The sequence below is a fragment of the Paraburkholderia sp. C35 genome (genome assembly GCF_003121405.1).
Taxonomy (GTDB): domain Bacteria; phylum Pseudomonadota; class Gammaproteobacteria; order Burkholderiales; family Burkholderiaceae; genus Paraburkholderia.
Window position 1 is genome coordinate 1 of sequence record NZ_QBUY01000084.1, and the last position, 23,193, is coordinate 23,193.

General features: G+C 63.9%; 16 protein-coding genes and 1 pseudogene. 7 read left to right on the forward strand and 10 right to left on the reverse strand.

The features are described from left to right. The first annotated feature begins 253 nt into the window (after window positions 1-253). Genes glp through moaE form a run of 3 tightly spaced genes read left to right on the forward strand, consistent with a single transcriptional unit; the run spans window position 254 to window position 2,284 of the window. Entirely contained in the window at window positions 254-1,486 is a 1,233-nt protein-coding gene (gene glp, locus DK391_RS32705; protein ID WP_109482147.1) for a gephyrin-like molybdotransferase Glp, read from the forward strand. Window positions 1,487-1,526: 40 nt separating this feature from the next. Next, on the forward strand, window positions 1,527-1,784 hold the full coding sequence (moaD, locus tag DK391_RS32710; protein WP_109482148.1) for a molybdopterin converting factor subunit 1: 258 nt from the start codon (window positions 1,527-1,529) through the stop codon (window positions 1,782-1,784). Window positions 1,785-1,807: 23 nt separating this feature from the next. Further along, entirely contained in the window at window positions 1,808-2,284 is a 477-nt protein-coding gene (gene moaE, locus DK391_RS32715; RefSeq protein WP_109482149.1) for a molybdopterin synthase catalytic subunit MoaE, read from the forward strand. 139 nt (window positions 2,285-2,423) lie between these two features. Here the strand turns inward: moaE and DK391_RS32720 are convergent, their stop codons facing one another. Next, window positions 2,424-2,984 (reverse strand): group III truncated hemoglobin, encoded by a 561-nt coding sequence (locus tag DK391_RS32720; RefSeq protein ID WP_109482150.1) that lies wholly within the window; start codon window positions 2,982-2,984, stop codon window positions 2,424-2,426. Between the two features lie 241 nt (window positions 2,985-3,225). On the opposite strand from DK391_RS32720, the gene DK391_RS32725 reads away from it, so the two are divergent. Further along, window positions 3,226-3,723 carry an Rrf2 family transcriptional regulator gene (locus DK391_RS32725; protein WP_109482151.1) on the forward strand — a complete coding sequence of 166 codons (498 nt, stop codon included), beginning with the start codon at window positions 3,226-3,228 and terminating at the stop codon, window positions 3,721-3,723. A gap of 360 nt (window positions 3,724-4,083) precedes the next feature. Further along, window positions 4,084-6,681 carry an ATP-dependent chaperone ClpB gene (clpB, locus tag DK391_RS32730; protein WP_109482152.1) on the forward strand — a complete coding sequence of 866 codons (2,598 nt, stop codon included), beginning with the start codon at window positions 4,084-4,086 and terminating at the stop codon, window positions 6,679-6,681. Window positions 6,682-6,829: 148 nt separating this feature from the next. On the opposite strand, the gene DK391_RS32735 is transcribed toward clpB, so the two are convergent. The 4 genes and pseudogenes from DK391_RS32735 to DK391_RS32750 all read right to left on the reverse strand — a co-directional run bounded on the left by DK391_RS32735 (window position 6,830) and on the right by DK391_RS32750 (window position 16,707). Then, a complete protein-coding gene (locus DK391_RS32735; protein WP_109482153.1) occupies window positions 6,830-7,276 on the reverse strand; it encodes a YidB family protein in 447 nt (148 codons plus the stop codon). Window positions 7,277-7,417: 141 nt separating this feature from the next. Further along, window positions 7,418-7,972: a helix-hairpin-helix domain-containing protein gene (locus tag DK391_RS32740; RefSeq protein WP_109482175.1), complete on the reverse strand. Its 555-nt coding sequence runs from the start codon at window positions 7,970-7,972 to the stop codon at window positions 7,418-7,420. 226 nt (window positions 7,973-8,198) lie between these two features. Next, window positions 8,199-10,604, reverse strand: a complete 2,406-nt coding sequence (gene pbpC / locus DK391_RS32745) for a penicillin-binding protein 1C (RefSeq protein WP_204117486.1) — start codon at window positions 10,602-10,604, stop codon at window positions 8,199-8,201. A gap of 46 nt (window positions 10,605-10,650) precedes the next feature. Then, window positions 10,651-16,707 (reverse strand): annotated as a pseudogene (locus DK391_RS32750) (MG2 domain-containing protein). Between the two features lie 176 nt (window positions 16,708-16,883). On the opposite strand from DK391_RS32750, the gene DK391_RS32755 reads away from it, so the two are divergent. Beyond that, window positions 16,884-17,300: a MerR family transcriptional regulator gene (locus tag DK391_RS32755; protein ID WP_109482155.1), complete on the forward strand. Its 417-nt coding sequence runs from the start codon at window positions 16,884-16,886 to the stop codon at window positions 17,298-17,300. Next, on the forward strand, window positions 17,297-17,701 hold the full coding sequence (locus DK391_RS32760; RefSeq protein WP_109482156.1) for a carboxymuconolactone decarboxylase family protein: 405 nt from the start codon (window positions 17,297-17,299) through the stop codon (window positions 17,699-17,701). Before DK391_RS32755 ends, DK391_RS32760 begins: the two co-directional genes overlap by 4 nt. Before the next feature lie 158 nt (window positions 17,702-17,859). On the opposite strand, the gene DK391_RS32765 is transcribed toward DK391_RS32760, so the two are convergent. The 5 genes from DK391_RS32765 to DK391_RS32785 form a co-directional block, all read right to left on the reverse strand. After that, window positions 17,860-19,242 (reverse strand): MATE family efflux transporter, encoded by a 1,383-nt coding sequence (locus DK391_RS32765; RefSeq protein ID WP_109482157.1) that lies wholly within the window; start codon window positions 19,240-19,242, stop codon window positions 17,860-17,862. Window positions 19,243-19,244: 2 nt separating this feature from the next. Next, on the reverse strand, window positions 19,245-21,002 hold the full coding sequence (locus DK391_RS32770) for a UDP phosphate-alpha-4-amino-4-deoxy-L-arabinose arabinosyl transferase (RefSeq protein ID WP_109482158.1): 1,758 nt from the start codon (window positions 21,000-21,002) through the stop codon (window positions 19,245-19,247). Between the two features lie 273 nt (window positions 21,003-21,275). Continuing rightward, window positions 21,276-21,539, reverse strand: coding sequence for a type B 50S ribosomal protein L31 (locus DK391_RS32775; RefSeq protein WP_109482159.1), 264 nt, complete (start codon window positions 21,537-21,539; stop codon window positions 21,276-21,278). A gap of 190 nt (window positions 21,540-21,729) precedes the next feature. Further along, a complete protein-coding gene (locus tag DK391_RS32780) occupies window positions 21,730-22,566 on the reverse strand; it encodes a M90 family metallopeptidase (protein ID WP_109482160.1) in 837 nt (278 codons plus the stop codon). Window positions 22,567-22,625: 59 nt separating this feature from the next. Beyond that, entirely contained in the window at window positions 22,626-23,093 is a 468-nt protein-coding gene (locus tag DK391_RS32785; protein ID WP_109482161.1) for a MerR family transcriptional regulator, read from the reverse strand. Between the last annotated feature and the right edge of the window lie 100 nt (window positions 23,094-23,193).

Below are 23,193 nucleotides of genomic sequence, written 5' to 3' on the forward strand. Positions count from 1 at the left end.
CTTTCTTTTGCCTACTTTTGTTAGCGGCGGCAAAGAAAAGTAGGTGCCGCCCCGCACAGGGGCAACACTAGCAGACCAGTAACAAACCGCGGATGCCCCCACATAACCACAACCACCCCCCAACATAAAAAACCGCCGACCACACCAGTCGGCCACCCCCGTTACAATCAATCTTTCCGAATCGCTTCTTCGACGATCGATGTCCACGCCCACGCCCCCGGCATCACCTGCGCAGCCCACGCCGCGCGCTCCCATGCTCTCGACAGCCGACGCACTCGCGACACTCCTCGGCGCGGCCCGGCAAATCGACGGCACCGAGACGCTTCCGACCCTGGAAGCTACCAACCGGGTGCTCGCCACCGATGTGGTCTCGCCACTCGACGTGCCACCGATGAACACGAGTTCGATGGACGGCTACGCCGTGCGGATCGCGGAACTGTCGCAAGGCGAGCGGCGTCTGCCCGTCTCTCAGCGCATTCCGGCCGGTCACGCCCCGCAGCCGCTCGCCGAAGGCACGGCCGCGCGCATCTTTACGGGCGCCACCGTGCCGCCCGGCGCCGACGCCATCGTGATGCAGGAACAGGCGGAAGCCGCGGGCGACGAAGTGACGATCCTCCATACGCCCAAAGCCGGTGAGTGGATCACCCAGCAGGGCGCCGACATCCGCAAGGGCGCGACCATCCTGCCGGCGGGTACGCGGCTCACGCCGCAGGCGCTCGGTCTGGCGGCGTCCGTCGGCTGCGCGCAGCTGGACGTGGTGCGGCGCGTCAAGGTCGCCGGGTTCTTCACCGGCGACGAACTGACCATGCCCGGCGAGCCGCTCAAACCGGGCGCCATCTACAATTCGAACCGATTCACGCTGACCGGCCTGCTGCAGAAACTCGGCTGCGACGTCACCGACTACGGCATCGTGCCCGACAAGCTCGATGCGACCCGCCAGACCCTGCGCGACGCGGCGCAGGCGCACGATCTTATCCTGACCTGCGGCGGCGTGTCGGTGGGCGAAGAAGATCACGTGAAGCCCGCCGTCGAGGCGGAAGGGCGTCTGTCGATGTGGCAGATCGCGATGAAACCGGGCAAGCCGCTCGCGTTCGGCGCGATCCGCCGTGATTCGCAGCCGGATGCCCAGGGCGCGAGCGCGCAGGAAACGTTTTTCATCGGCTTGCCGGGCAACCCCGTGTCGACTTTCGTCACCTTCCTGCTGTTCGTGCGCCCGTTTCTGCTGCGCCTCGCCGGTGTGCGTACCGTGACGCCGCGTGCGCTGTCGTTGCGTGCCGATTTCACGCAGCAAAAGGGCGACCGACGCAACGAATTTCTGCGCGCCCGCGTCAATGCGGCGGGCGGCCTCGATCTGTTCCCGAACCAGAGTTCGGCCGTGTTGACCTCGACGGTCTGGGGTGATGGCCTGATCGATAATCCGCCCAATCACGCGATCAGCGCCGGCGAAACCGTGCGCTTCATCCCGTTTTCCGAGTTGCTGAACTGAACCCGGCCGTACCGCGTCCCTGACTGAACACGTATCGAACATGAAGATCCAGCTGAAATATTTTGCGAGCGTGCGTGAAGCGCTCGGCCGGTCCGACGAATCCGTGGATCTGCCCGAAGGCATCGCCACCGTCGGCGATGTGCGCGCGTGGCTGCGCGTGCGCGGCGGCGTGTGGGCCGAAACGCTCGCGGAAGGCCGCGCGCTGCGCATGGCCGGCAATCACGTGATGACGGACGCCGGCACGCGCGTCACCGACGGCTGCGAAGTCGCCTTCTTCCCGCCCGTCACGGGCGGCTGAGCCAGCCAGCGAGGAAACCAGCCATGACAGTCCGGGTTCAGACGGAAGACTTCGATCTGTCGACCGAAGTGGCCGCACTGCGCGCGCAGAACCCCAAGGTGGGCGCCGTTGCGTGCTTCGTCGGCACGGTGCGCGACATCAACGAGGGCGAAACCGTCGAGACAATGGAGCTCGAGCACTATCCGGGCATGACGGAGAAGTCGCTGGAGGCGATCGTCGAAGCCGCGCGGGAGCGCTGGCCTGGCACCGAAGTGCTGATCGTGCATCGTGTGGGCAAGCTGCTGCCGCTCGACCAGATCGTGCTGGTCGCGACTACCTCGAAGCATCGCGGGAACGCCTTTGCATCCTGCGAGTTCGTGATGGACTACCTGAAAACCCAGGCGCCGTTCTGGAAGAAAGAGAAAACGGAAAACGGCGAGCGCTGGGTCGATGCGCGCGTGACGGACGATGAGGCGCTCGCACGCTGGGGTCTCGAATCGCTGAATTCGAAAACGGATTAACCGTTATTCGCTGAACGTTTCAAAAAATAACGCGGCGACCTTATTCCGGCTTCGAATTGTTAAATCGCGATTCCCCGAATCGTTACAGAAATCTTCGCAACGTCAATCGCAATTGTTAAATCCTGACCAATTGCTCAGTTTATTCGCCGTCGTGTGATTTACCGATGATTTTCGCGGGAAATGGTTCACCGCGCGGACGGGCATGTTCGGCGGCATGTGCTTCGCGCGAGCGGCGGCGGGGCGCGACTCGCTCCAGCAAGGCCTGTTGCTCGGCGGGAATCTGATAGTCCCAGCCGAACTTGCTCAGTTGCAGGCTCTGCGCGATACGCAGCGCGGGTTCCATGAAGCGCACGGCGGCGGCGGGTTCGTAGCGTGACTCAACCGTGTCCAGGAACAGAAACAGCCAGCGGCTGAAGTGCCGCGGCTCGAGGCCCGCCAGCGGCATGTGGGCCTGCTGCACGTTGCCGCGATACTGTTTGGCGCCCAGCGTGAGCGATCCCCAAAACACGCACATCTTCGGCAGATGCTCGTCCCAGCGCCCCGCGAGCTTCTGCTCGAAGGCGGGGCCGAGCAGCGGGTCGGCGCGCACGCGATCGTAGAACGCGTAGACGAGCTCGCGGATGTTGTCCTCGGTGGGTTCGGCGTGACGCACCGCCAGCGGGGTGCCAGCGGGAATATCGGAAGAAATATCGGACTTCATATGTGGAACAAAAGTGAGTCGCGGTAAACCCGTGGTCGCAAACGTTTAGACGCGGTCGATCTAAATTAAGAAAAAATGCGCTTAAAACGAAAGTTAGCGTTTATAGTTACGCGAAATAACGATATAAAAACGCGGCAATAAGAAGTGGCCAGCCAGCATGTTATTGCGCGTAAGCATTACCGGCGTTAGTGGAGCCGGCGTGAACATTCCGCACGCTGCTCCGTCCGCGATTTGCCTTTCAATGAGACTGACAGACTATACCGATTACTCACTGCGCGTGCTGCTTTACCTCGCGGTCCGTTCCGAAGGACTTGCAACGATACAAGACATCTCAGACGCCTATGGCATATCGAAGAACCATCTGATGAAGGTGGTTCAGCGCCTGGCCGAACTTGGCTGGGTCGAGACCGTACGTGGCCGGAACGGCGGCCTGAGGCTGTTCGAACATTCGTCGGCGCTCACCGTCGGCGAAGTGGTCAGGGCCGCCGAGCACGACTTTGCGCTCGTCGCCTGCTTCAACGGCTCCGACGCGAGCGGCGCCCACCGCGAATGTGTCATTCAGTCGCAATGCCGCCTGAAGAACATTTTCGAATCGGCGCGTGCCGCCTTCTTCCGTGAACTCGACAGTTATACGATCCGCGACATCGCCGAGCCGGCGTCGCCGTTGATGTCGCTGCTCGGCCTGAAGCCGTCGGCGACGATCGTGCCGATCGTGCCTGTCGTATCGACCGGCACCTGAAAGAAGCGCGTCGGAGGGCGGCCGTCCGGGCTGGTCGCAGCAGGATCGCCGACGGCGCTGCCGACGTGCAGCGACCGTCGCCCGGCCGCGCGACGTGACCAGAACGGCGCGCCCAGCCCAGTGCCGGCTGGTATGCGCGGTGCGCGGCTCGCGCGTCCTTCGGCGCGCCTTCCCCTCGCTTTCGCCCGATTTCTTGCCGGGCTACACTCCGCTAGTCAATCGACGTCCCAGTCGCGTCTCGTGATCTCCGCACGCTCGTGCGAAAGTTGTGTAAATTCTCTCTCCCTGATGCAAAAAAACGCTTGAAACCGGCAGAAAACGCCTCATTTTGGTGGTAATCGAAATTGGAGGTCTCCGTAGATGAGAGTCGACAAACTCACCACTAAATTCCAGGAAGCGTTATCCGACGCGCAAAGCCTTGCCGTCGGTCATGACAATCAGTACATCGAGCCGGTTCACCTGCTGGCGGCACTCGTCGCGCAGCAGGACGGCTCGGCGCGCTCGCTATTGGCGCGCGCCGGCGTCCACGTTCAGGCGCTGCAAACTGCGTTGAACGACGCCATTACCCGCTTGCCGCAAGTGCAGGGCACGGACGGCAACGTGCAGATCGGCCGCGATCTCACGGGCCTGCTGAATCAGGCCGACAAGGAAGCGCAGAAGATCAACGACACGTACATCGCGAGCGAAATGTTCCTGCTCGCCATCGCCGACGACAAAAGCGAAGCGGGTCGCCTCGCGCGTGAACATGGCTTGTCGCGCAAGTCGCTCGAAGCGGCCATCGTGGCCGTGCGCGGCGGCGCGCAGGTGCATAGCCAGGACGCCGAAAGCCAGCGCGAAGCGCTGAAGAAGTACACGGTCGACCTGACCGAGCGCGCCCGTGCGGGCAAGCTCGACCCCGTGATCGGGCGCGACGACGAAATCCGCCGTTCGATCCAGATCCTGCAACGCCGCACCAAGAACAACCCGGTGCTGATCGGCGAGCCGGGCGTGGGCAAGACGGCCATCGTGGAAGGTCTCGCGCAGCGTATCGTCAACGGCGAAGTGCCGGAGACGCTCAAGGGCAAGCGCGTGCTGTCGCTCGACATGGCTGCGCTGCTGGCGGGCGCGAAGTATCGCGGCGAGTTCGAAGAGCGCCTGAAGGCCGTGTTGAACGACATCGCGAAGGACGAAGGCCAGACCATCGTCTTCATCGACGAAATTCATACGATGGTTGGCGCAGGCAAGGCCGAAGGCGCGATGGATGCGGGCAACATGCTCAAGCCGGCGCTGTCGCGTGGTGAACTGCATTGCGTCGGCGCGACCACGCTCGACGAATATCGCAAGTACATCGAAAAGGATGCCGCGCTGGAGCGCCGCTTCCAGAAAGTGCTCGTCGATGAGCCGAGCGTCGAGGCAACCATCGCGATCCTGCGCGGCTTGCAGGAGCGCTATGAGCTGCACCACGGCGTCGACATTACCGACCCGGCCATTGTCGCGGCGGCGGAACTGTCGCACCGCTATATCACCGACCGCTTCCTGCCGGACAAGGCCATCGATCTGATCGACGAAGCCGCGTCGAAGATCAAGATGGAAATCGACTCGAAGCCCGAGGAGATGGACCGTCTCGATCGCCGCCGCATCCAGTTGAAGATCGAACGCGAAGCCGTCAAGAAAGAGAAGGACGAAGCGTCGCAGAAGCGTCTGCAACTGATCGAGGAAGAAATCGAGCGGCTCGACCGCGAATATTCGGATCTCGAAGAAATCTGGACGGCGGAAAAAGCGGCCGTGCAGGGTAGCGCGCAGCTGAAGGAAGAGATCGAGAAGACGCGTGCGGAAATCACGCGTCTGCAGCGCGAAGGCAAGCTGGAGAAGGTTGCCGAACTGCAATACGGCAAGCTGCCGCAACTCGATCAGCAACTGAAGGCGGTCACCAAGGCCGAAGCGGAAGAGCAGAGTAATCCGACGCGTCCGCGTCTGTTGCGCACGCAGGTCGGCGCGGAAGAAATCGCGGAAGTCGTGTCGCGCTCAACGGGCATTCCCGTGTCGCGGATGATGCAGGGCGAGCGCGAAAAGCTGCTGCAGATCGAAGAGAAGCTGCATGAGCGCGTGGTCGGTCAGGATGAAGCGATCACCGCCGTCGCGGACGCGATCCGACGTTCGCGCGCCGGTCTGTCGGACCCGAACCGTCCGTATGGCTCGTTCCTGTTCCTCGGGCCGACGGGTGTCGGCAAGACCGAACTGTGCAAGGCGCTCGCGGCCTTCCTGTTCGACGCGGAAGATCACCTGATCCGTATCGACATGAGCGAGTTCATGGAGAAGCATAGCGTCGCGCGTCTGATCGGTGCGCCACCGGGCTACGTCGGTTACGAAGAGGGCGGCTATCTGACGGAAGCGGTTCGCCGCAAGCCGTACAGCGTGATCCTGCTCGACGAAATCGAGAAGGCGCACCCGGACGTCTTCAACGTGCTGCTGCAGGTGCTCGACGACGGTCGTATGACGGATGGCCAGGGCCGCACCGTGGACTTCAAGAACACGGTGATCGTGATGACCTCGAACCTCGGTTCGCAGGTGATCCAGTCGATGGTCGGCCAGCCTGAGGAAACGGTGAAGGATGCCGTCTGGGAAGAAGTGAAGCTGCATTTCCGGCCGGAATTCCTCAACCGGATCGACGATGTCGTCGTGTTCCATGCACTCGACCGGTCGAACATCCAGTCGATCGCGAAGATCCAGCTGGAACGCGTACACGAGCGGCTCGCGAAGCTCGACATGCAACTGGTCGTGTCGGATGCGGCGCTGGAACTGATCGGCAAGGTCGGCTACGACCCGCTGTTCGGCGCGCGGCCTTTGAAGCGCGCGATTCAGCAGGAGATCGAGAACCCGGTCGCCAAGCTGATCCTGGCGGGCAAGTTCGGTCCGAAGGACGTGATCCCCGTCGAGGTGGAGAACGGCAAGCTGGTGTTCGAACGCGTCGTGCATTAAGACGCATGCGTCACGGGAACGGATGCATCGGATAGCGATGAATCCGTTCCGCTCAAAAAGCAGAAAGGGCAACGAAGCAATTCGTTGCCCTTTTTTCATGCGCGGTCCGGCTGGCGCCGCGCACGTCGAACTTGCCGCTTGACTACGCTCAGGCGTTCTTGTTGCCGAACAGGCCTGCGATCTGGCCGAGTGCGCCCAGTGCGCCCGACATGCCACCTGCATCGACCTTGCCATCGGCGGGGACTTCGCCGTTCGGCGTCGCCGCGTTGACCACGTGCGGCAACACTTGCGACAAAAGGCCCGTCACCATCGACGGATCGACGCCGGCCTTCGCTGCCATGCTGCTGACGGCTTCGGAGCCGAGCACGTTGTGCAGCGTATCGGCGGCGATCGGCTGATTTTCACCATTGCCGACCCACGAACTGATGATCTCGCCCGCGCCGTTTTGCTGGAAGCGCTGGATCAGACCGTTCAGGCCGCCGGGCTGGTTGTTGATGAATTCGAGCGCCGTGGAAATCAGCGCTGCCTGGCCACCGCCGCCTTCAGGCGACTGGCCGCCGCCGAGCATGGAACCGAGGGTGTCGAGTAGGCTCATGACAATCTCTCTTGTGAAGCCGGTGCGACGCGCGTATGGCGTGCGCCGGCAGGGAACGAAACGCCGCGCGACGCGCGGCACCAATTGACACCATGAAGCGTGAGGCAATACGGCCACTGAACGCTGATGGATCGCGCGTCCTTATGCGCCCGATGCAGCAGACGCAGCCTTGCTCTTCTTCGATTTCTTCGACTTCGAAGCGGTCGTGTCCGACGCCATGGCGGGCGCGGACGCCGCCATCGCAGCGGGCGCCGATGCCGCCGCATCAGCTTTGCTCTTCTTCTTCGACTTCGATGTTTTGCCACCCGATGCGGCATCGGCGGGCGCAGCAGGCGCCGGCGTCTGTGCCGTGGTCGCGGCAGGCGCGGGCGTGGACTTCGACATCGTGCTGCCCGTGGATTTGGCGGGTGCGCCCGTCGGCGGCGCGGACGAGCCGTTGATCGTCAGGCCCGCTGCTTCGAGATTCTTCACCGATTTCTGGCCAATGCCTTTGACCCGGTTGGCGAGATCGTCGGCGTCCTTGAACGGGCCATTTTTCGCGCGTTCGTCGATGATCGCCTTCGCATGGACAGGGCCGATACCCTTGACCGATTCGAGCGCGGCCTGATCGGCGGAATTGACTTCGACGGCGGCCGCGAATCCCGCCGACAGCGACAGAACCAGCGCGGTGAACAGCATCAACAGCTTTTTCAACATGGCAATCACTCCATTGAGGGCAAACAGGTAGCCGGGAACGGACGACGCTTTCATTTGAGCAAGCACTGCGTTCAAGCATAGGACAATTTACTGTCCTCTTTGACCGATCGGCGCGTCACGATGTGAGAACTGGCCGCGAACCAGGCGCGAATCAAGCGCGATTTGGCCGCGAATTCGCCGATTTATACCGGTCGAATCGTGACAACACAATCCAGCCTCACCAAATTTAAAGCTTTTGCCCGTTCGTTGTGCGCTCTTGCTGCGTGGATGTCAGCGGCGTTGAAGGCGGTTGCGGCGTCGTGTCGCCGCGTGCCGCTGCCGGCTTGTGGGCGCGCGGCGGCACGGCCTCACGCACCGCTGCGCCGCGCACTTCGAAGTGCACCGAGTCGGCGCTCGACCCATCTGTATTGACGAGTTCGAGCACGTGGCGGCCGGGCCACGGCAGCCATAAAACACGTTCTTCGCGGCCAAGCGGCTTGCCGTCGAGCCGCCAGGTGCTGCTTCCGGACGAGCCGCTTGCGCGTTCGAACACGATGCGCTGGCGTGCAGCGGGAATGTCGGGATCGAGCGCAAACAGCGTACCGTCCGTGGGCGTGCCGATGCGCGGTGCGGCGTTCGACGGCGATGCCGTTGGCTTGCCGGATGCACGCGCGGTCGGCGCAGGCCGCGCGGCGTGATTTGCTGGGTTTGCGATAGTTGCGTTGTCTGCGGAATGGGCCGTGGCAGCAAGCCCGATGTGCGCCATTTGCGTGCCGTTGACGAACCACTCGTTGCGCGCAGGTTCGATATTGCCGTCGAATGCCACGCGCGTTTGCACCACACCCTTGGGCGCGTGCGGTGCCACGCTCGGCATCTGGCGATGCAGATAACCCACCACGGCGGCCCAGATGGGCGCCGCGCCCGTGACGCCGGACACGTCCCACATCGGCTGGCCGTCGGCATTGCCGACCCACACGCCGACCGTATAGCGCGACGTGAAGCCGATCGTCCAGTTGTCGCGCATATCCTTGCTGGTGCCCGTCTTGACCGCCGAGAAGAAGCGCGTCGCGAGCGGACTGTCGAAGCCGAAGGTGCGCGTGCGCGCATTGTTGTCCGACAGCACGGTCGTGATGATGTAGCTCGCGTCCACGCTGAACACACGCTGTTGCGAAAGTGTTGCAGGCGGCGCGCGACGAGGCATATCGAGCGTCGGTGAGCTGACGCCGCCGTTGGCGAGCGCGCGATACGCATTGGTCAACGACAGCAGCGTCACGTCCGCGCTGCCGAGCGCGAGCGAAAAGCCATAGTAATCGCCGCTTTGATCGAGCGGCAGGCCGAGCGCCGTGAGGGTCTTCGCAAAGCGATGCGGCGTGACCATCACGAGCGTGCGCACGGCGGGCACGTTTAGCGACGAACCGAGTGCCGTGCGCACGCTGACCCAGCCCTTGAAGTCCTTGTCGTAGTTTTGAGGTATATACAGGCCGCCACCCGCCGACAGATCGAGCGGTGCATCGTCGAGCAGCGACGCTGTCGTCAGCCGCCGTTCGTCGATGGCCTGGGCGTACAGGAAGGGCTTGAGCGTCGAGCCCGCCTGGCGGCGCGCGAGCACGGCGTCGACATCGCGCGCGCCCGACAGTCCGCCCGACGAGCCGACCCAGGCGAGCACGTCGCCCGTCGCATTGTCGAGCACGACGACTGCACCGTCGTGCACGTTGCGTGGATGCGCCGGCGCGTTGAGTTCGATCAGCGTGCGCGTGAGTGTCTCGCTGGCGAAGCGCTGAAGCTTTGCGTCGAGCGTGCTCGTCACGCGCGCGCCCGCTGCCGGATGCGTTTCGCTCGCGATGCGCCGCGCGAAATGCGGCGCGAGCGTCGGTGCATCGGGCGTGACGGACAGCAAAGCGGGAGCAGGGCGCGCGAACGCAAGCTGCACGAACGCGGGCAGATTCGTACAGCCGTCGGGCGCTTTCATGTCGCGCAGGATGCGGCAGGCACGCTCGCTGACCTTCGCATAGGGCGCGTTCGGCGCGCGGATCAGCGCAGCGGCAACGGCCGCTTCACGCTCGTCGAGACCGGAAGGCGCCTTGCCGAACAGCGTGATCGATAGCGCGGACAGGCCGATCGTCTCGCCGCGAAAGGGCACGAGGTTCAGGTACGCTTCGAGAATCTGATCCTTGCGCCACGTGCGTTCGAGCCACAGCGCGCTGACTGCCTGATTCGCTTTTTGCGTGATCGAGCGTTGTCCTGAATGCTGTGGATCGTCGTTGAGCAGACCCGTGAGTTGCATCGTGACGGTCGATGCGCCGCGCGTGCGCGTATTCCACAGGTTTGCCCACGCGGCGGCTGCCGCGCCGCGCCAGTCCACGCCGCTATGGTCGTAAAAGCGCTTGTCTTCCGAGACGACGATCGCTTCGCGCAATGCCGGCGACACATCGGCAAGTGCAACCCAGTCGCCGCGCCGTTCGGTCCTGTCGATACGCGTGCGCTGCAGCGGCACGCCGTCGCGCGACAGCAGCAGCCAGTCGGAACTGCGCCACTGCGTATGCACGTCGTCGAAGCTCGGCAGTGCGTGCGCAGCGAGCGGCTCAGCGAGCAACGTCACACACAGCGCGGCGCGCGCGAACGCGACGCGCCAGCGCTGCGGCTGGCGTGTCATCGCATTCGTGCTCGCGTTCGTCCTCTCACGCATCGCGTGTTCCTTCTTACTTCGCAGCCGCTGCCGGTTTTACGACGACAGGCGCATTCGGCAGCACGCCGAACGTGGACGGCGCATAGAGCGCTTCGACACGTGTCGGCGGCAGGCCGAAGGTGCCGACGTTGTTCAGCCGCACGGTGTATTCGACCGAGAACTTGCCCTTCGGCACGTAATCGTAATACGCGCGATAGCCGTCGAAGCCGCGCTCGACGAACGCCGGCCACGCTGCGCCCTTCGATTTTTCACCTTCCGTCGCCGCTTCCGAATCGCGGCCCAGACCCGAGCCGAGGATCGTCGCGCCCGCCGGAACGGGATCGTTGACGACTACCCAGCTCATGTCGGTTTGCGCATCGATGTCCAGATGCACGCGCACGACATCGCCGCGCGTGGTCACGCCGTTGACGGCGGGATCGATCGGCGTGACCGTCTTCGTGATCCGGTAGCCGGCCGCGAACGGCGCTTTCAGCGCGATGGCCGCGAGGCTTTCGATGGTCGCCCAAGGCTTGCCCGTGCCGTCGTGCGGCAGCGTCAAAGACACGGGCGCGCTGCGCGTTTCGGGTGGCCACGGCAACAGCTGGCTGCGTGTGTCGGCTGTCTTCGTGATGGCCGTTGCCGACGCTTAGTTCGCGGCAGCGGACGCGGGCTGACTCCATGAGATCGTCTTGTCCGTCGAGCCGAGTTGCAGCTTCGTTTGCCCCGTCACGGGCGTGCTCTCGAACACCTGCGAGAAGCGCTGCACGGCAATCGATCCCCACAGGTTCGCCGTCGTCGTCTGCCATGCGCCGTTCTTCTGCAACGCCAGCATGCCCGCGACGAGGCGCGGCATCTCGTCCTTCCAGCCCGGCTGATCGACGAACGTCAGGGCCAGGCGCGCCGCGTTGGTTTCCGTGCCCGACATCAGCCACCAGAGATCGTCGGTGTCGGCAGTCGAAAACGTCAGGCGCGTGCCCTGATACGTGAGCCGCGCACGGATGATCTGTTCGACCTGCGCGAGCTTCTCATCGCGTTGAGGAATGTCTTTCACGCGCGACAGCACCGCGTAGTAGTCGAGCACGGCAGAGGTCGGCCACTGGTTCGGCGCGATTTCAATCGAGCCGAGCATGCTCGCGCGCGCCGCGTCATGCCGCGACAGTGCTTCGAGTGCAGCCAGCTTGCGCAGATCGAGATCCTTGCGCGGCGCCCACACGTTGCGCTCCAGCTTGCCTTCGACAAAGCTGGTGAGGCCGCCTTCGAGCTTTGCGCGCAGATCGTCGGGCAGGGCGAAACGCGGATCGAGCTTCGCGGCTTCGTCGGTGACGGACAGCAGATAGGCCGTGAGCGAAGTGCTGCCGGTGTTGCCGCTGTCGTCGCCGGGCGGGAAGTAGTTCGCGAGGCCGTCCTTGTCGAGATAGACGGGCATGCGCGCGACGACGGCTTGCCAGCGCGCCGGATCGCGCAGACCGAGTGCGACGGAAGTCTGCTGTTCGAGGCAGCTATACGGATAACGCTCGAACCAGCGCCGTACGCCCGGCATGCCGTCCGACAGTTTCGATTGCAGGGACACGGCGATGCCGCCGCGCAATGCGCCTGCCTGCGTGGCCGTGGCGTTCGGCGGCGCGGCGACGGGCAGCGAGAACGAACCGTCGACTTGTGTGAGCGTCGCCTGTTGTACGGTGATCGGGATCGCGGCCGTGACGCGCTGCGTGACCTTGAGTGCGTCCGATGCATGCGCTGCGCCTTGTTCCGCCGCGCTGACGTTCCACGTCAAGGCTGCCGGATTGGCTTCCGACAGCCCGTCCGGCGGCGTGACCGTCCATGCGACTTCACGTGCCGAATCGGCGGCAAGATCGACGGTTTGCGGCGGCAGCGACAGGCCCGGCACGTTCGGCGTGACGACCACCTTCATCGCGCGCGTGGTCGTGTTGCGCAGCGTGTACTGCGCGCGGTACTGGTCGCCTTCGCGCACCAGAGGCGGCAGGCCGGAGATCAGCTGCAGATCCTGCGTGCTGCGGATCGACGTGCTGCCCGTGCCGAAGGTGCCGTCGCCAACCGCCGCGATCGCGACGATACGGAAGCTGGTCAACGCGTCGTTGAGCGGTACATCGACGGTTGCTTCGCCGTTGGCGTCGAGCGTCACGCGCGGATTCCACAGCAGCAGCGTGTCGAACAGTTCACGCGGCGAGCTATGTCCGCCACCGCCGCCCGCAGGCACGGCCTTGCGCCCAAAGTGACGGCGTCCGACGATTTCCATCTGCGCGGTGGCCGTTTCGACGCCGTACGCACGCCGTTGCAGCATCGCATCGAGCACGTCCCAGCTATCGTTCGGCATCAGTTCGAGCAGGGCTTCATCGACGGCGGCGACGGCGATCTGCGTGCCGGCAGGCGCGGGCTTGCCGCCCGGCATTTGCACGCGCACCTTCACATGCGCCTTGCCGCGCACCGTGTACGACTTCGCATCGGGCGTGACCGTGACGGCCAGCTTGTGCGCCGCCGTGCCGACCTTGATTTCGGCGAGTCCATAGCGGAACGCGGGCTTCGACAGATCGACGAGCGGCGTCGGCGCTTCGTAGTAGCGGCCTTCATACCAGAACGCGCGCGCCCATTCGACCGGTGCCTTCCAGCCCCACGTGAAGAACGAATACCACGGCACGTCGCGCACCCGTCCACGCAGTGCGAGCACCGACACATACACATTCGGTCCCCACGCTTCGTTCACCTTGAGTTCGACGGTCGGATCCTTGCCGTCGAGCTTCACGACATGCGTCTCGACGATGCCTTCACGCTCGACGGCAACCAGTGCCGTAGCAAAGCGGAAGGGCATGCGCACCTGGAAGCGCGCCGTTTCGCCGGGTTCGTACGCGCTCTTTTCGGGTAGCACGTCGATGCGGTCGGTATTCTCGCCGCCGAACCACAGGTCTTCCTCGCGCGTGACCCACACCGACGTCGTCGCCGTCGATGCATGGTTTTCGCCGTCTTTGGCCGTGACGACGAGATCGACGTTGCCTGCTTCCTTGAGCGTCGCGTCGCAGGTCAACAGGCCGTGATCGTCGCTCTTGCCGCTGCACAGCGTGCCGAGGTCTTTGGTTTCGGTGTGGTTGTCGTACGCATAGAAGCCGCCGACCATGCGCTTGCGCGACGTGATGGTGATGCGCGCGATGCCGCGCACTTCGAGCGGCACGCCCGCGCGCGGCTTGCCTTGCAGATCGACGGCGAGCGCCTTCACGGGCACCGTGTTGCCCACCGACACCCATTGCCCCGACTTCACGCCCGCCACGACGGCGGCGGGCCATAGCGTCGCGTTGCCGCTGATGGTCTGCACCTCGCCGTTCGGATCGGCGAATGTCGCTTCGAGCGCGAGTCGTTTGGGCGCATCGACTTGCGGCAGGTTCTTGATACTCATGCTGCCCGCGCCGTTGCGGTCGAGCGTGACGGGTTCCTTGTCGGCGATCAGCTTCGATGTGTCGCCGTCGGCGGCCTGTTCGCTTTCTTCGTCATCCGACGACGAGGCGTTCGCGTCGTTGCGCTTGCGATACGGCGCGAAGCTGAACTCCGGATACGTGCCGGCGAACGCGGGCGTGGTGCTCTTCATCAGCGCCGAGACCTGCACGGGCAGACCCGACGCGCCGCCGCCCGACATATAGTCGATCTGCAGCGTGACGGGCGCCTCGCTCGCGGCGACGAGGGGATGCGCTTTCTCGTCGCGCACGGCGATCGTGCCTTTGAACACGGGCAGGCGAAACTCTTCGACGCGGAAGCTGCCGGACGAATCGCTGTGCATCGCCGAACTGGAATCGCTGTCTTCGTCGCCTTCGTTGTTCGAGGTGTCGTCGTTCGATGCAGCGCTGGCATCGCCGTCATCGAGCGATACGCTGTATTCGCCCAGTTTCGCCGCAGCGGGAATCGCGAAGGTCGAGTCGGCGGTGTGATCGGCCGCCCACTTGAGCGGCATGTGCCATGTCTGTCCGCTGCCGAGATGGCGAATCGTCACGCGCGTCGGGTACGTCTTCGGGAACGCCAGACCGTGCATCGTCTCGACGCGGATCATGTGTTTCATCGACACCGTTTCGCCCACGCGCAGCAGCGTCCGGTCGAACACGGTATGCGCGCGCACGGTCTGCTCGATGCTGGTGTCCGTCGGCACGTTGAAGCGCCAGGCTTCGATGCCGCGGTTCCAGTCGGAACGCACGAAAGCCATGTCGTGGCCCGTCTTCGGATCGTCGATACGCGCCGACACGAAGTAGCCGTCGAAGCTGTCTTCCTTGCACTGATGACGCGAGGCGAGTGCCTGGTTGATCGTCAGCACGCCGTGCGCGTCGGTCTTGCCCGAGGCGAGTTCTTCGCCGTTGCAGTCGCTCACGTGTACGTCGGCGTTCGGCACGGGCTGGCCCTTGTCGAGTGTCGTGACCCACACGAGGCTGTTCTCGCGGCCTTGCTTGAAATGCACGCCAAGGTTCGTCACCAGCACGGCGGTACGCACGTACATCGGCGCCTGCTTGCCGAGCAACGATGCGCCAAGCGCCGGCGATGCCAGTTCGATCACATAGAAGCCGGGCTTCGTCACCGGCACGCCGACTACCTCGAAAGGCCGCAGCGTCTTCGGATCGGCCTTCGGCAGCGCGAGTTTTTCGACATCCTGCTGACCCGCGAGCAGCGACAGCGAGCGGATATCGATCAGCGGATTCTTTTTGTCTTCGGCAGGATCGGCGCTGTCCGCCGTGCGCGGCACGATCACGGGATGCGGATTGTGCGCGAGCAGTTGCGGCATCTGCTCGTTGATCGACTGGCGACTCATGATGAAGCCGTCGAAGCGGTCGACGTCGCGCATCCAGCGGCGGATGTCGCGATCGGCATCGACGCGCATTTTGGTGAATTGCGCGTTGCCCGCATTGAGTCCGGCAATGTGCAGATCGGCTTCGACGTTGCGCAGCGTGACGGGCACGAGCGCGGGCATGTCGGGTTCTGCATAGCGCTCGATGATGCCGAACGTGCCCGACGAAAACTTCGCGAGCGGCGGCAGCGGCGCGGTGGCCGTCTTGAGCGGGAACAGGTCGGCGTTGGTCAGCGCGCGGCCGCTGGTGTCCTTGAGATTGGCCGGCAGTTCGATGATCAGGTCGGTGCGTTCCGGCAGCGGCGCGGCGAACTCGACGGTAGAGGTTTGCGGATCTTTGTCGTCCGGCGAGAAGGTGGGCTTGATCTCGCCATTCGGACCTTTGATGTGGATCTTCTCGGCATCGGTGCGCAGGATCGGCGCGTTGAACTGCACGCGCAGCGGTCGCAGCGGCGTGCAGGGCGCTTTCGCGTTTTCGCGCTCGCAACTGAAGCTCGCGGCGAACGGTTCGCGCACCGTGAAATTGAAGCGGCGCTCGACGTCGTTGGCAATGCCGCTCGGACTGGCGACGCCCTTGCCGTAGACAAGCTGCGCTTTCGTGCCGGATGGCAGCGCCTGCTGGCATTGCAGCGTCAGCACGCGCGCCGCTTCCTTCTGCAGACGGAAGCGCTTGAGCAGTTCGGTGCGCGTGGCGGCATCGACGTTTTTCACGGGGATGCGGTTGCCGAGTCCGCTCGATTCGCACCACACGTGCTGCTGCACCGATGCGTCGGTGGCCGGGCCGTTTAGCCGCACCACGAATGCCTGGTCTTCCTCGATTTCACCGCCGTACGGCTCGACGCTCTGCACGAACGGGCCGCCCGTTTCGAACGCGTAGTGGCGCGGCCCCGTCAGCGCCTGGCCCGCCGACGATTTCAGTCCGTCGTTCAGATCGACCGAACAGGCGACGCCGGGCGGCAGATCGGCATTGAAGTCCCACGCCCAGGTTTTGTCGTCGATCCAGCGAGCCTGGCCTGCGCTCGCCGACGCGTCATTGCACTTGATGCGCGCGGGTGCGGGCAGGTCGGGCGCGCCGAACGCGACCATCGATTCGTCGAACTTGACGACGACCTGGCGGACCTGCGCGACCTTGCCTTGCGGCGAGACCCGAGTGATGCGCGCTGCATCGGCACGCCATGTGACGCCGATGAGAAGCGCGAGCATCGCAACCGTTGCGGCTGCCCATATCGTTTGACGTTTGATGGTGCCGCTTTGCATCGACCGTGCTCCCGGTTTCGTTATTCTTTCTGTGGTTTCTTTCAATTCGCAGCCGATTCTAACCGACGCTCGTGACGTTCCCAACCTGCTTCACAGGTAGGATCACGCTGATATGCATGCACCTTCAGATAACGCTTGACTTAGAGTTCACTCGAAGTCCTAACCTGAGTTCCGTCATGTCGAAAGCACTCACGATTGGTCAGGTCGCCGCTACGAGCGGCGTGTCCACGCATACGCTGCGTTACTACGAGCAGGCCGGTCTGTTGCGTTCGATCGGACGCACGGATGCCGGGCATCGGCTCTATGCGCCCGCCGATCTCGACTGGCTGCAGTTCGTGATGCGCCTGAAGGCGACGGGCATGCCGATCGCCGGGATGCAGGCGTTCGCTGCGTTGCGCGCGGAAGGGGAAGCAACCTTCGGCGCGCGGCGCAAGATGCTGATCGAGCATCGCGATACGGTGCTTGCACGCATCGCCGAATTGCAGACCAGCCTCGACGCGATCACCGACAAGATCGCGTTCTACGAGGCAGCCGAACGTGAGGCGGCATCGACAGGTCATTTCGATAACACACTGGTCAAGGACTCGCCATGAATCAAACAACAAACGATCGCTATGCACGCGGCTGGGACAAGCTGAAGGAAATCGACGGAACGGCAGGGGAGAAAGTGATCGCCGCGCTGGCACCTGTTGCGCCCGATTTCGCGCGGCTGCTGATCGAGTTTCCGTTTGGCGATGTGTATAGCCGTCCGCAACTGGATCTGCGTGCGCGGGAGATAGCGACGATCGCGGCGCTGGCCGCATTGGGCAATGCGCAGCCGCAGTTGAAGGTGCATATCGAGGCGGCGTTGAACGTCGGCTGCACGCGCGACGAGATCGTCGAGGTGTTCATGCAGATGGCCGTGTATGCGGGCTTTCCGGCGGCGTTGAATGCGCTGTTTGCGGCACGTGAGGTGTTTGAGCGGCGTGATGAGGAGGAAGCGGCGGAGGCTTGAGGGTTGGTCCGCGCTAAATCGGGCGTCGGGGAAAATCCTGAATGCAACTAACCGTCTGTTTTGCCGCCATCACCCGAAGGGGCCTGGGTGGTTCGCATTCAATGCCGAGTCTGCAAGGGGAGATCGTCGGAAAGCGATCGAACCAACGCCGCCGCGCCTCAGACGGCGCTATCCGCCTTTTGCTCCACGGCATGCATTCGCACGGAACGCGCGCTGACGGTCCGCAGATACAGCGCGAGACCGATGCCCGCGATCAGCAGGCTCACCGTATTCGCCAGCCAGAAACCGCGTGCGCCCGTCACCGATTCCGGCACCCAGCTGCCGACGTCGAAGCCGAGCGCATAACCGCCGCCCAGCCCGACGCCCCACAACGCGACGGCATAAATCACAGTCGGCACGACCGCCACGCGATACGCGCGCAGCACGAATGCCGACGTGATCTGCAGCGCGTCGCACAGATGGTAGAACACGACGATCAGCACCAGCGGCATGGCCGCCTGCACGACCTGCGGATTCGGCGTATAGCCCGAGATGATGACGGGCCGCAGCGCGAGCACGATCACGCCATAACAGCACGCGATCGCCACCGCCATCGCGATGCCGTGCCGCGCGAGCGTGCGTGCCGCCTCGAAGCGCTGCGCGCCGAGTGCCTGGGCCACGAGCGTCGACGTGGCAATACCGATCGATAGCGGTGTCATGTACAGCACCGCGCCGATATTGCCCGCAATCTGATGGCCCGCCAGCGTGGTCGTACCGAAGCGCGCAATAAAGAGCGCCATAAAGGTGTACGACGTCACTTCGATCAGATACGACATGCCCATCGGCACGCCAAGCCTCAACTGCGCCGCCTGACGCTGCCACACAGGCCAGCAGAAGTGCCGAAAAATCGCGAATGGGCGGAACACGTCGAGCTTCGACATCACCGTCATGCCGACGATCGCGAGCGTCCAGTTGATCAGGGTGCTCGCGAGCGCCGCGCCCGGACCGCCGAGCGTGGGCAAGCCGAACTTGCCGAAAATCAGCACCGTGTTGAGCGGCAGCTTCAGCAGCAGCGCACCGATCTGCAGGATCATCACCAGACGCGGCTGGCCGACGGCATTCGTCAGCGAGCTATAGACGCGAAACGCGAGACTCGCGGGCAGGCCGAATGCGAGTATCCGCAAATACGATACCGTGCGATCGCGCAGCGCTTCCGGCGCGCGCGCCAGCTGCAGCAGCGGGTGAGGGAAGTACAGGATCAGAAAGCCGATCACGGCGAGCGCCGCCGCGAGCCACAGCGCCTGACGCACTTCCTCGCCGATCTCTTCGTAGCGCGCGGCGCCGTACAGCTGGCCGGCAATCGGCTGCAGCGCTGTCAGAATGCCCATCAACCCGATGTACACCGAAATATAGATCGACGAGCCGAGTCCGAGTGCGGCGAGATCGGTCGCCGAGAAGCGGCCGATCATCGCCGTATCGATCACGCCGAACGCGATGATGGCCAGCTGGCCGATCAGCACCGGCCACGCGAGCGCGGCGATTTTCCGGGCATCGGCGAACATGGTCAGTCGGTTTTCTTCGGGCGCCACGGACGACGCTTCACAGGCGGCTGCGGGCGGTCGATACGCACGTAGAGCCGGAAGCGTTCGTCGCGGTCGGCCGCGCGGCGGCCGTCCCAGACGAGCTTCCACATGTAGTTCGGCATCGCGCTCGGTTCGCCGAAATCCTGGGTGTCCTGACGCAGGATCACGTCGCAGTCTTCATCGAACGAAAAGTGCATGTCGCCGAAATAGGCGAAGGTCGCGATTTGCGCATCGCCGAGACGAACGGGCGATATGCAGGTGTAGTCCGACGGCAGATGCGCGGCAATCTGCTCGGCGACATCCTTATAAGTACGGCTATAGTTGACGACGGGCAGCCACAGTGTCATCAGCAGCACCCACATCAGCGTCGTGCCCGCACTCGACAGCACCACGCTGCGCCACAGCACCTTCGGGTGCCGCGCCACGCGCCATTGCACCAGCGCGAACCAGCACACGGTCACGGCGACCGCGCACACGAACGACAGAATCTTGAATTGCGGCGAAAAGCCCGGCGCGAGACGCGCAAGGTTGCGCGCCAACTGATGCGGATAGCCCGTCATGCCCGCCAGCCAGACGAGCCACACGAAACTGCCGAGCACGGTGAAGCTGAGCACCGCGAACCAGTCGATGGCGTTGATCGCGCCGCGCTTGAGGGTCGGCAGCGCGAACGCGGCGATCACGGCGAGCGCGGGCGTCAGCAGGATGAACAGGCGGTTCGAACCGTGGCTTTGCAGCACGACGAGAATCAGCAGCGGCGCAATGACCGACAGCGGAATCGCGATGTGCGGCGCGCGCCGCAGTCCTGCCCAGCTGACCCATGCCCAGATCGCGAGCGGCCAGGCAGGCCATGCGTATAGCGACAGGTTCTTGACGGCATAGAGCAGGGTCGCGCCATAGGGGCCGGCGAACGCCTGCAGGCTGCCGCGCATCCATTGATGGAGGAACCAGACGGCGTCGTCGGGATAGAGCGCGATGGCCGCCAGCGGCCATGCCACCGACAACACCAGCGCAATCGGCAGGCCGGCGATCATCAGCGTGCGCCAGTGTGTCTCGTGCACGATCACCATCATCGCGAAGGTGCCGATCAGCAGCGCGCCCACCAGCACCGGGCTGCTGGTCAGCGTGACGAGGCCGATCGCCGTACCCCAGATGAGCGCGCCCTGAACGGGCTTGTCGACCATGCGCACGAGGCCGTAGACGAGCATCGCGATGCAGACGAACTGCGCGATCTGCGGCGTGGTTTCGTGGCCGCGCTCGGCGAGGCCGAACGTGGCCAGCAGGATCAGCAGGGCGCCGTCGCCGAGTGTGCGGCCGTAGTCGCGTGGCTCGGGTTCGCCGCCGAATGCGTACTTGAATGGCTGCACTTCGGGCCGGCGGCCGAGCAGATACGCGGCGTACCACACGAACGCGCAGGCCGCGCAGAACAGCAGGCCCGTGAACACGCGCGACGCGTTGCTCGCATCGACGAGGGGATCGAGCACGCGGATCGCGCTCGCGCCGAGCCAGTAGCCGAGCGGCGCGTCCGAGGTCATGTACTTGCCGACCAGATTCGGCAGCAGCCAGTCGTGCAGCGAACCGTTGGCCATCGTCCACATGACACCGAAGCCGGCTGCGTCCTCGTTCTTCCACGGATCGCGCCCGAACAGGCCAAACGACGCATAGACGACGCAGATAGTGAGCAGCAGCCAGCGCGGCAACGCACTGGTAGCGGAGGCGGTGAGGCGAACGACAGATCTCATGCGGTGTTCGTGTGGGGCTGCGCGCGGGGCAGCCGTGAGTTATTGGTGGAGCGCAGGAGGCGTCTCGGATTCAGGCATGCGGCATTGTAGACGGGTGGCGCGCTGTGCGTCACACGCTGCCTTACAGACAGTTGCACGGATGGCAGAGCGGCTGGCGCTGAAAGCGGATGGGACGGCCGATCCACAAATCTTTCAGCGACAAAAAAGGGCAGCTTGCGCTGCCCTTTTTGCATCGTAGCGGCCCGGACGGGAGTCGGGACCGGCACGGGAGTATTACTTCGTGGCCTTGCCCGAAGCGCGGGCGCCAAACTTCTTGTTGAACTTCTCGACGCGGCCTGCCGTGTCCATGATCTTTTGCTGGCCGGTGTAGAACGGGTGCGATTCCGACGAGACTTCGATCTTCGCCAGCGGGTATTCCTTGCCTTCGAACGTGCCCGTTTCACGCGTCTGGATGGTCGAGCGCGTCACGAACTTGAAGTCGATCGACATATCGACGAACAGGACTTCGCGGTAATTCGGGTGAATGCCTTCTTTCATGGTCTTTCCTTTAATCTGGCGGTAGCCAACCCGGGAGCCGGAGAATTCCGCAACCGCGAGCCACTTGCCTAAGGTCGAAAAACGGCGATTATGCCAGAAAATCAGACCTTTGACGAGGTTTGCGGAGGTTTTTTCGCGTTGTGGTTGCGCAGTTTGGGGTGTCCTGGGGCGGTTTGTCGGTGGATAGCTTTCAACTGTCCGTTTCGCTAAGCGCGCCCGTGCGCGCGGGGTCTTGACGGTAATAGCGCGCGAGCAGCCGATAAAGCTCCGGGTATTCAGCTCCGAATTCGCGTGGCTTCACGAACAGCGCCTCGCTGCAAACGGCAAAAAATTCCGACGGATGATCGGTGGCGTACGGATCGATCAGCGACTCACGCTCGAAGCGCGCCCAGCGCCGGTCCGGCACGGCGTCTACCTTCGCGCAGAACTGGTCGTACGCGTGATCGAACACGTCGGCCCATTGCGCGGAATCGAGCGGCGCGTGCAGTTTGCGAAAGAGCGGCGGATGGCCGTCGGCCTCGCCCGTCACCATGTCGATCTTGTGCGCGAATTCGTGGATCACGACGTTGTAGGCGTCCGAGCCGTCCGTCATCTGCGCGTCTTCCCACGACAGGATCACGGGGCCGCCTTCCCACGCTTCACCGCTCGCGTCGTGCTCGACTTCATGCACGACGCCGTCTTCGTCTTCCACCGTTTTGCGGATCACGAACTCGCCCGGATACACGATCACACCTACCCAGCCGCGATACAGATCCAGCCCGAGATTCAGCACGGGCAGGCATGCCTGCACGGCGATCGCGACGGTGATCTGATCGGTCAGTTCGAGATCATGTGCCGTCGAAAATTCTTTTTGCGCGATGAAGAGACTCGTTAGCTCGCGCAGGCGCAGCAGATCGGTGGACGCAAGATGCGACAGGAACGGCAAGCCGTCGAGTGTCGCCTGCCAGAGCGCGTCGTCGATGGCGTGCGTGCGCAGCGCGCGGTCGCGGCGGCGTGTGTCGAACCAGTTCGTGAGTTTCGAAAACATCGCGAGTTTGTCTTCGTAGGTGGGGTCGATGTCGGGCGGCGCCTGCTGGCTTCAGACGCTCAGGCTTTGGTGGTCTTGCCGCGCTTGAGCGCAACGGCCGCGCGCCGTTTCTGGATCAGATCGTCGGCGCTTTCGCCCGCAAGTCGGCGCTGCACATAGTCCAGATCGTCGCTCAGTTCGGCTTTCAGCTTCTGCGCTTCCTTCAATTCGCGCTGCACGGATTCGATCCGCGCATCGAGCGATTCGACCTGTTGCGCGAGACCATCGCGAATCTGCTGCAGCGATTCGGTCGAATAGCCGCGACGTCCGCTGTCGGTGTCTTCGAGTGGGCGCTTGAGCATTTCCGTGATGCCCGCCAGCGAAAACCCGAGCGCACGCAAACGCAGGATGCGCGAGAAGCGTTCGAGATCGCTCGCGTCGTAGAGACGATAGCGGCCTTCGCTGCGGCTGGGCGTGACGAGGCCGCGTTCCTCGTAATACTTGAGGGTGCGCGGCGTGACGTTCAGACGCTCGGCGGCATCGCGCACGGTGAGCTAAGTGGAAGAGTCGGCGGTCGGCATGGTGATGCTTCACTGGTCGGCGTGAAGCATTATAGAGAAAGGTGTCCGCGCGCATCGGCGTGTAGCC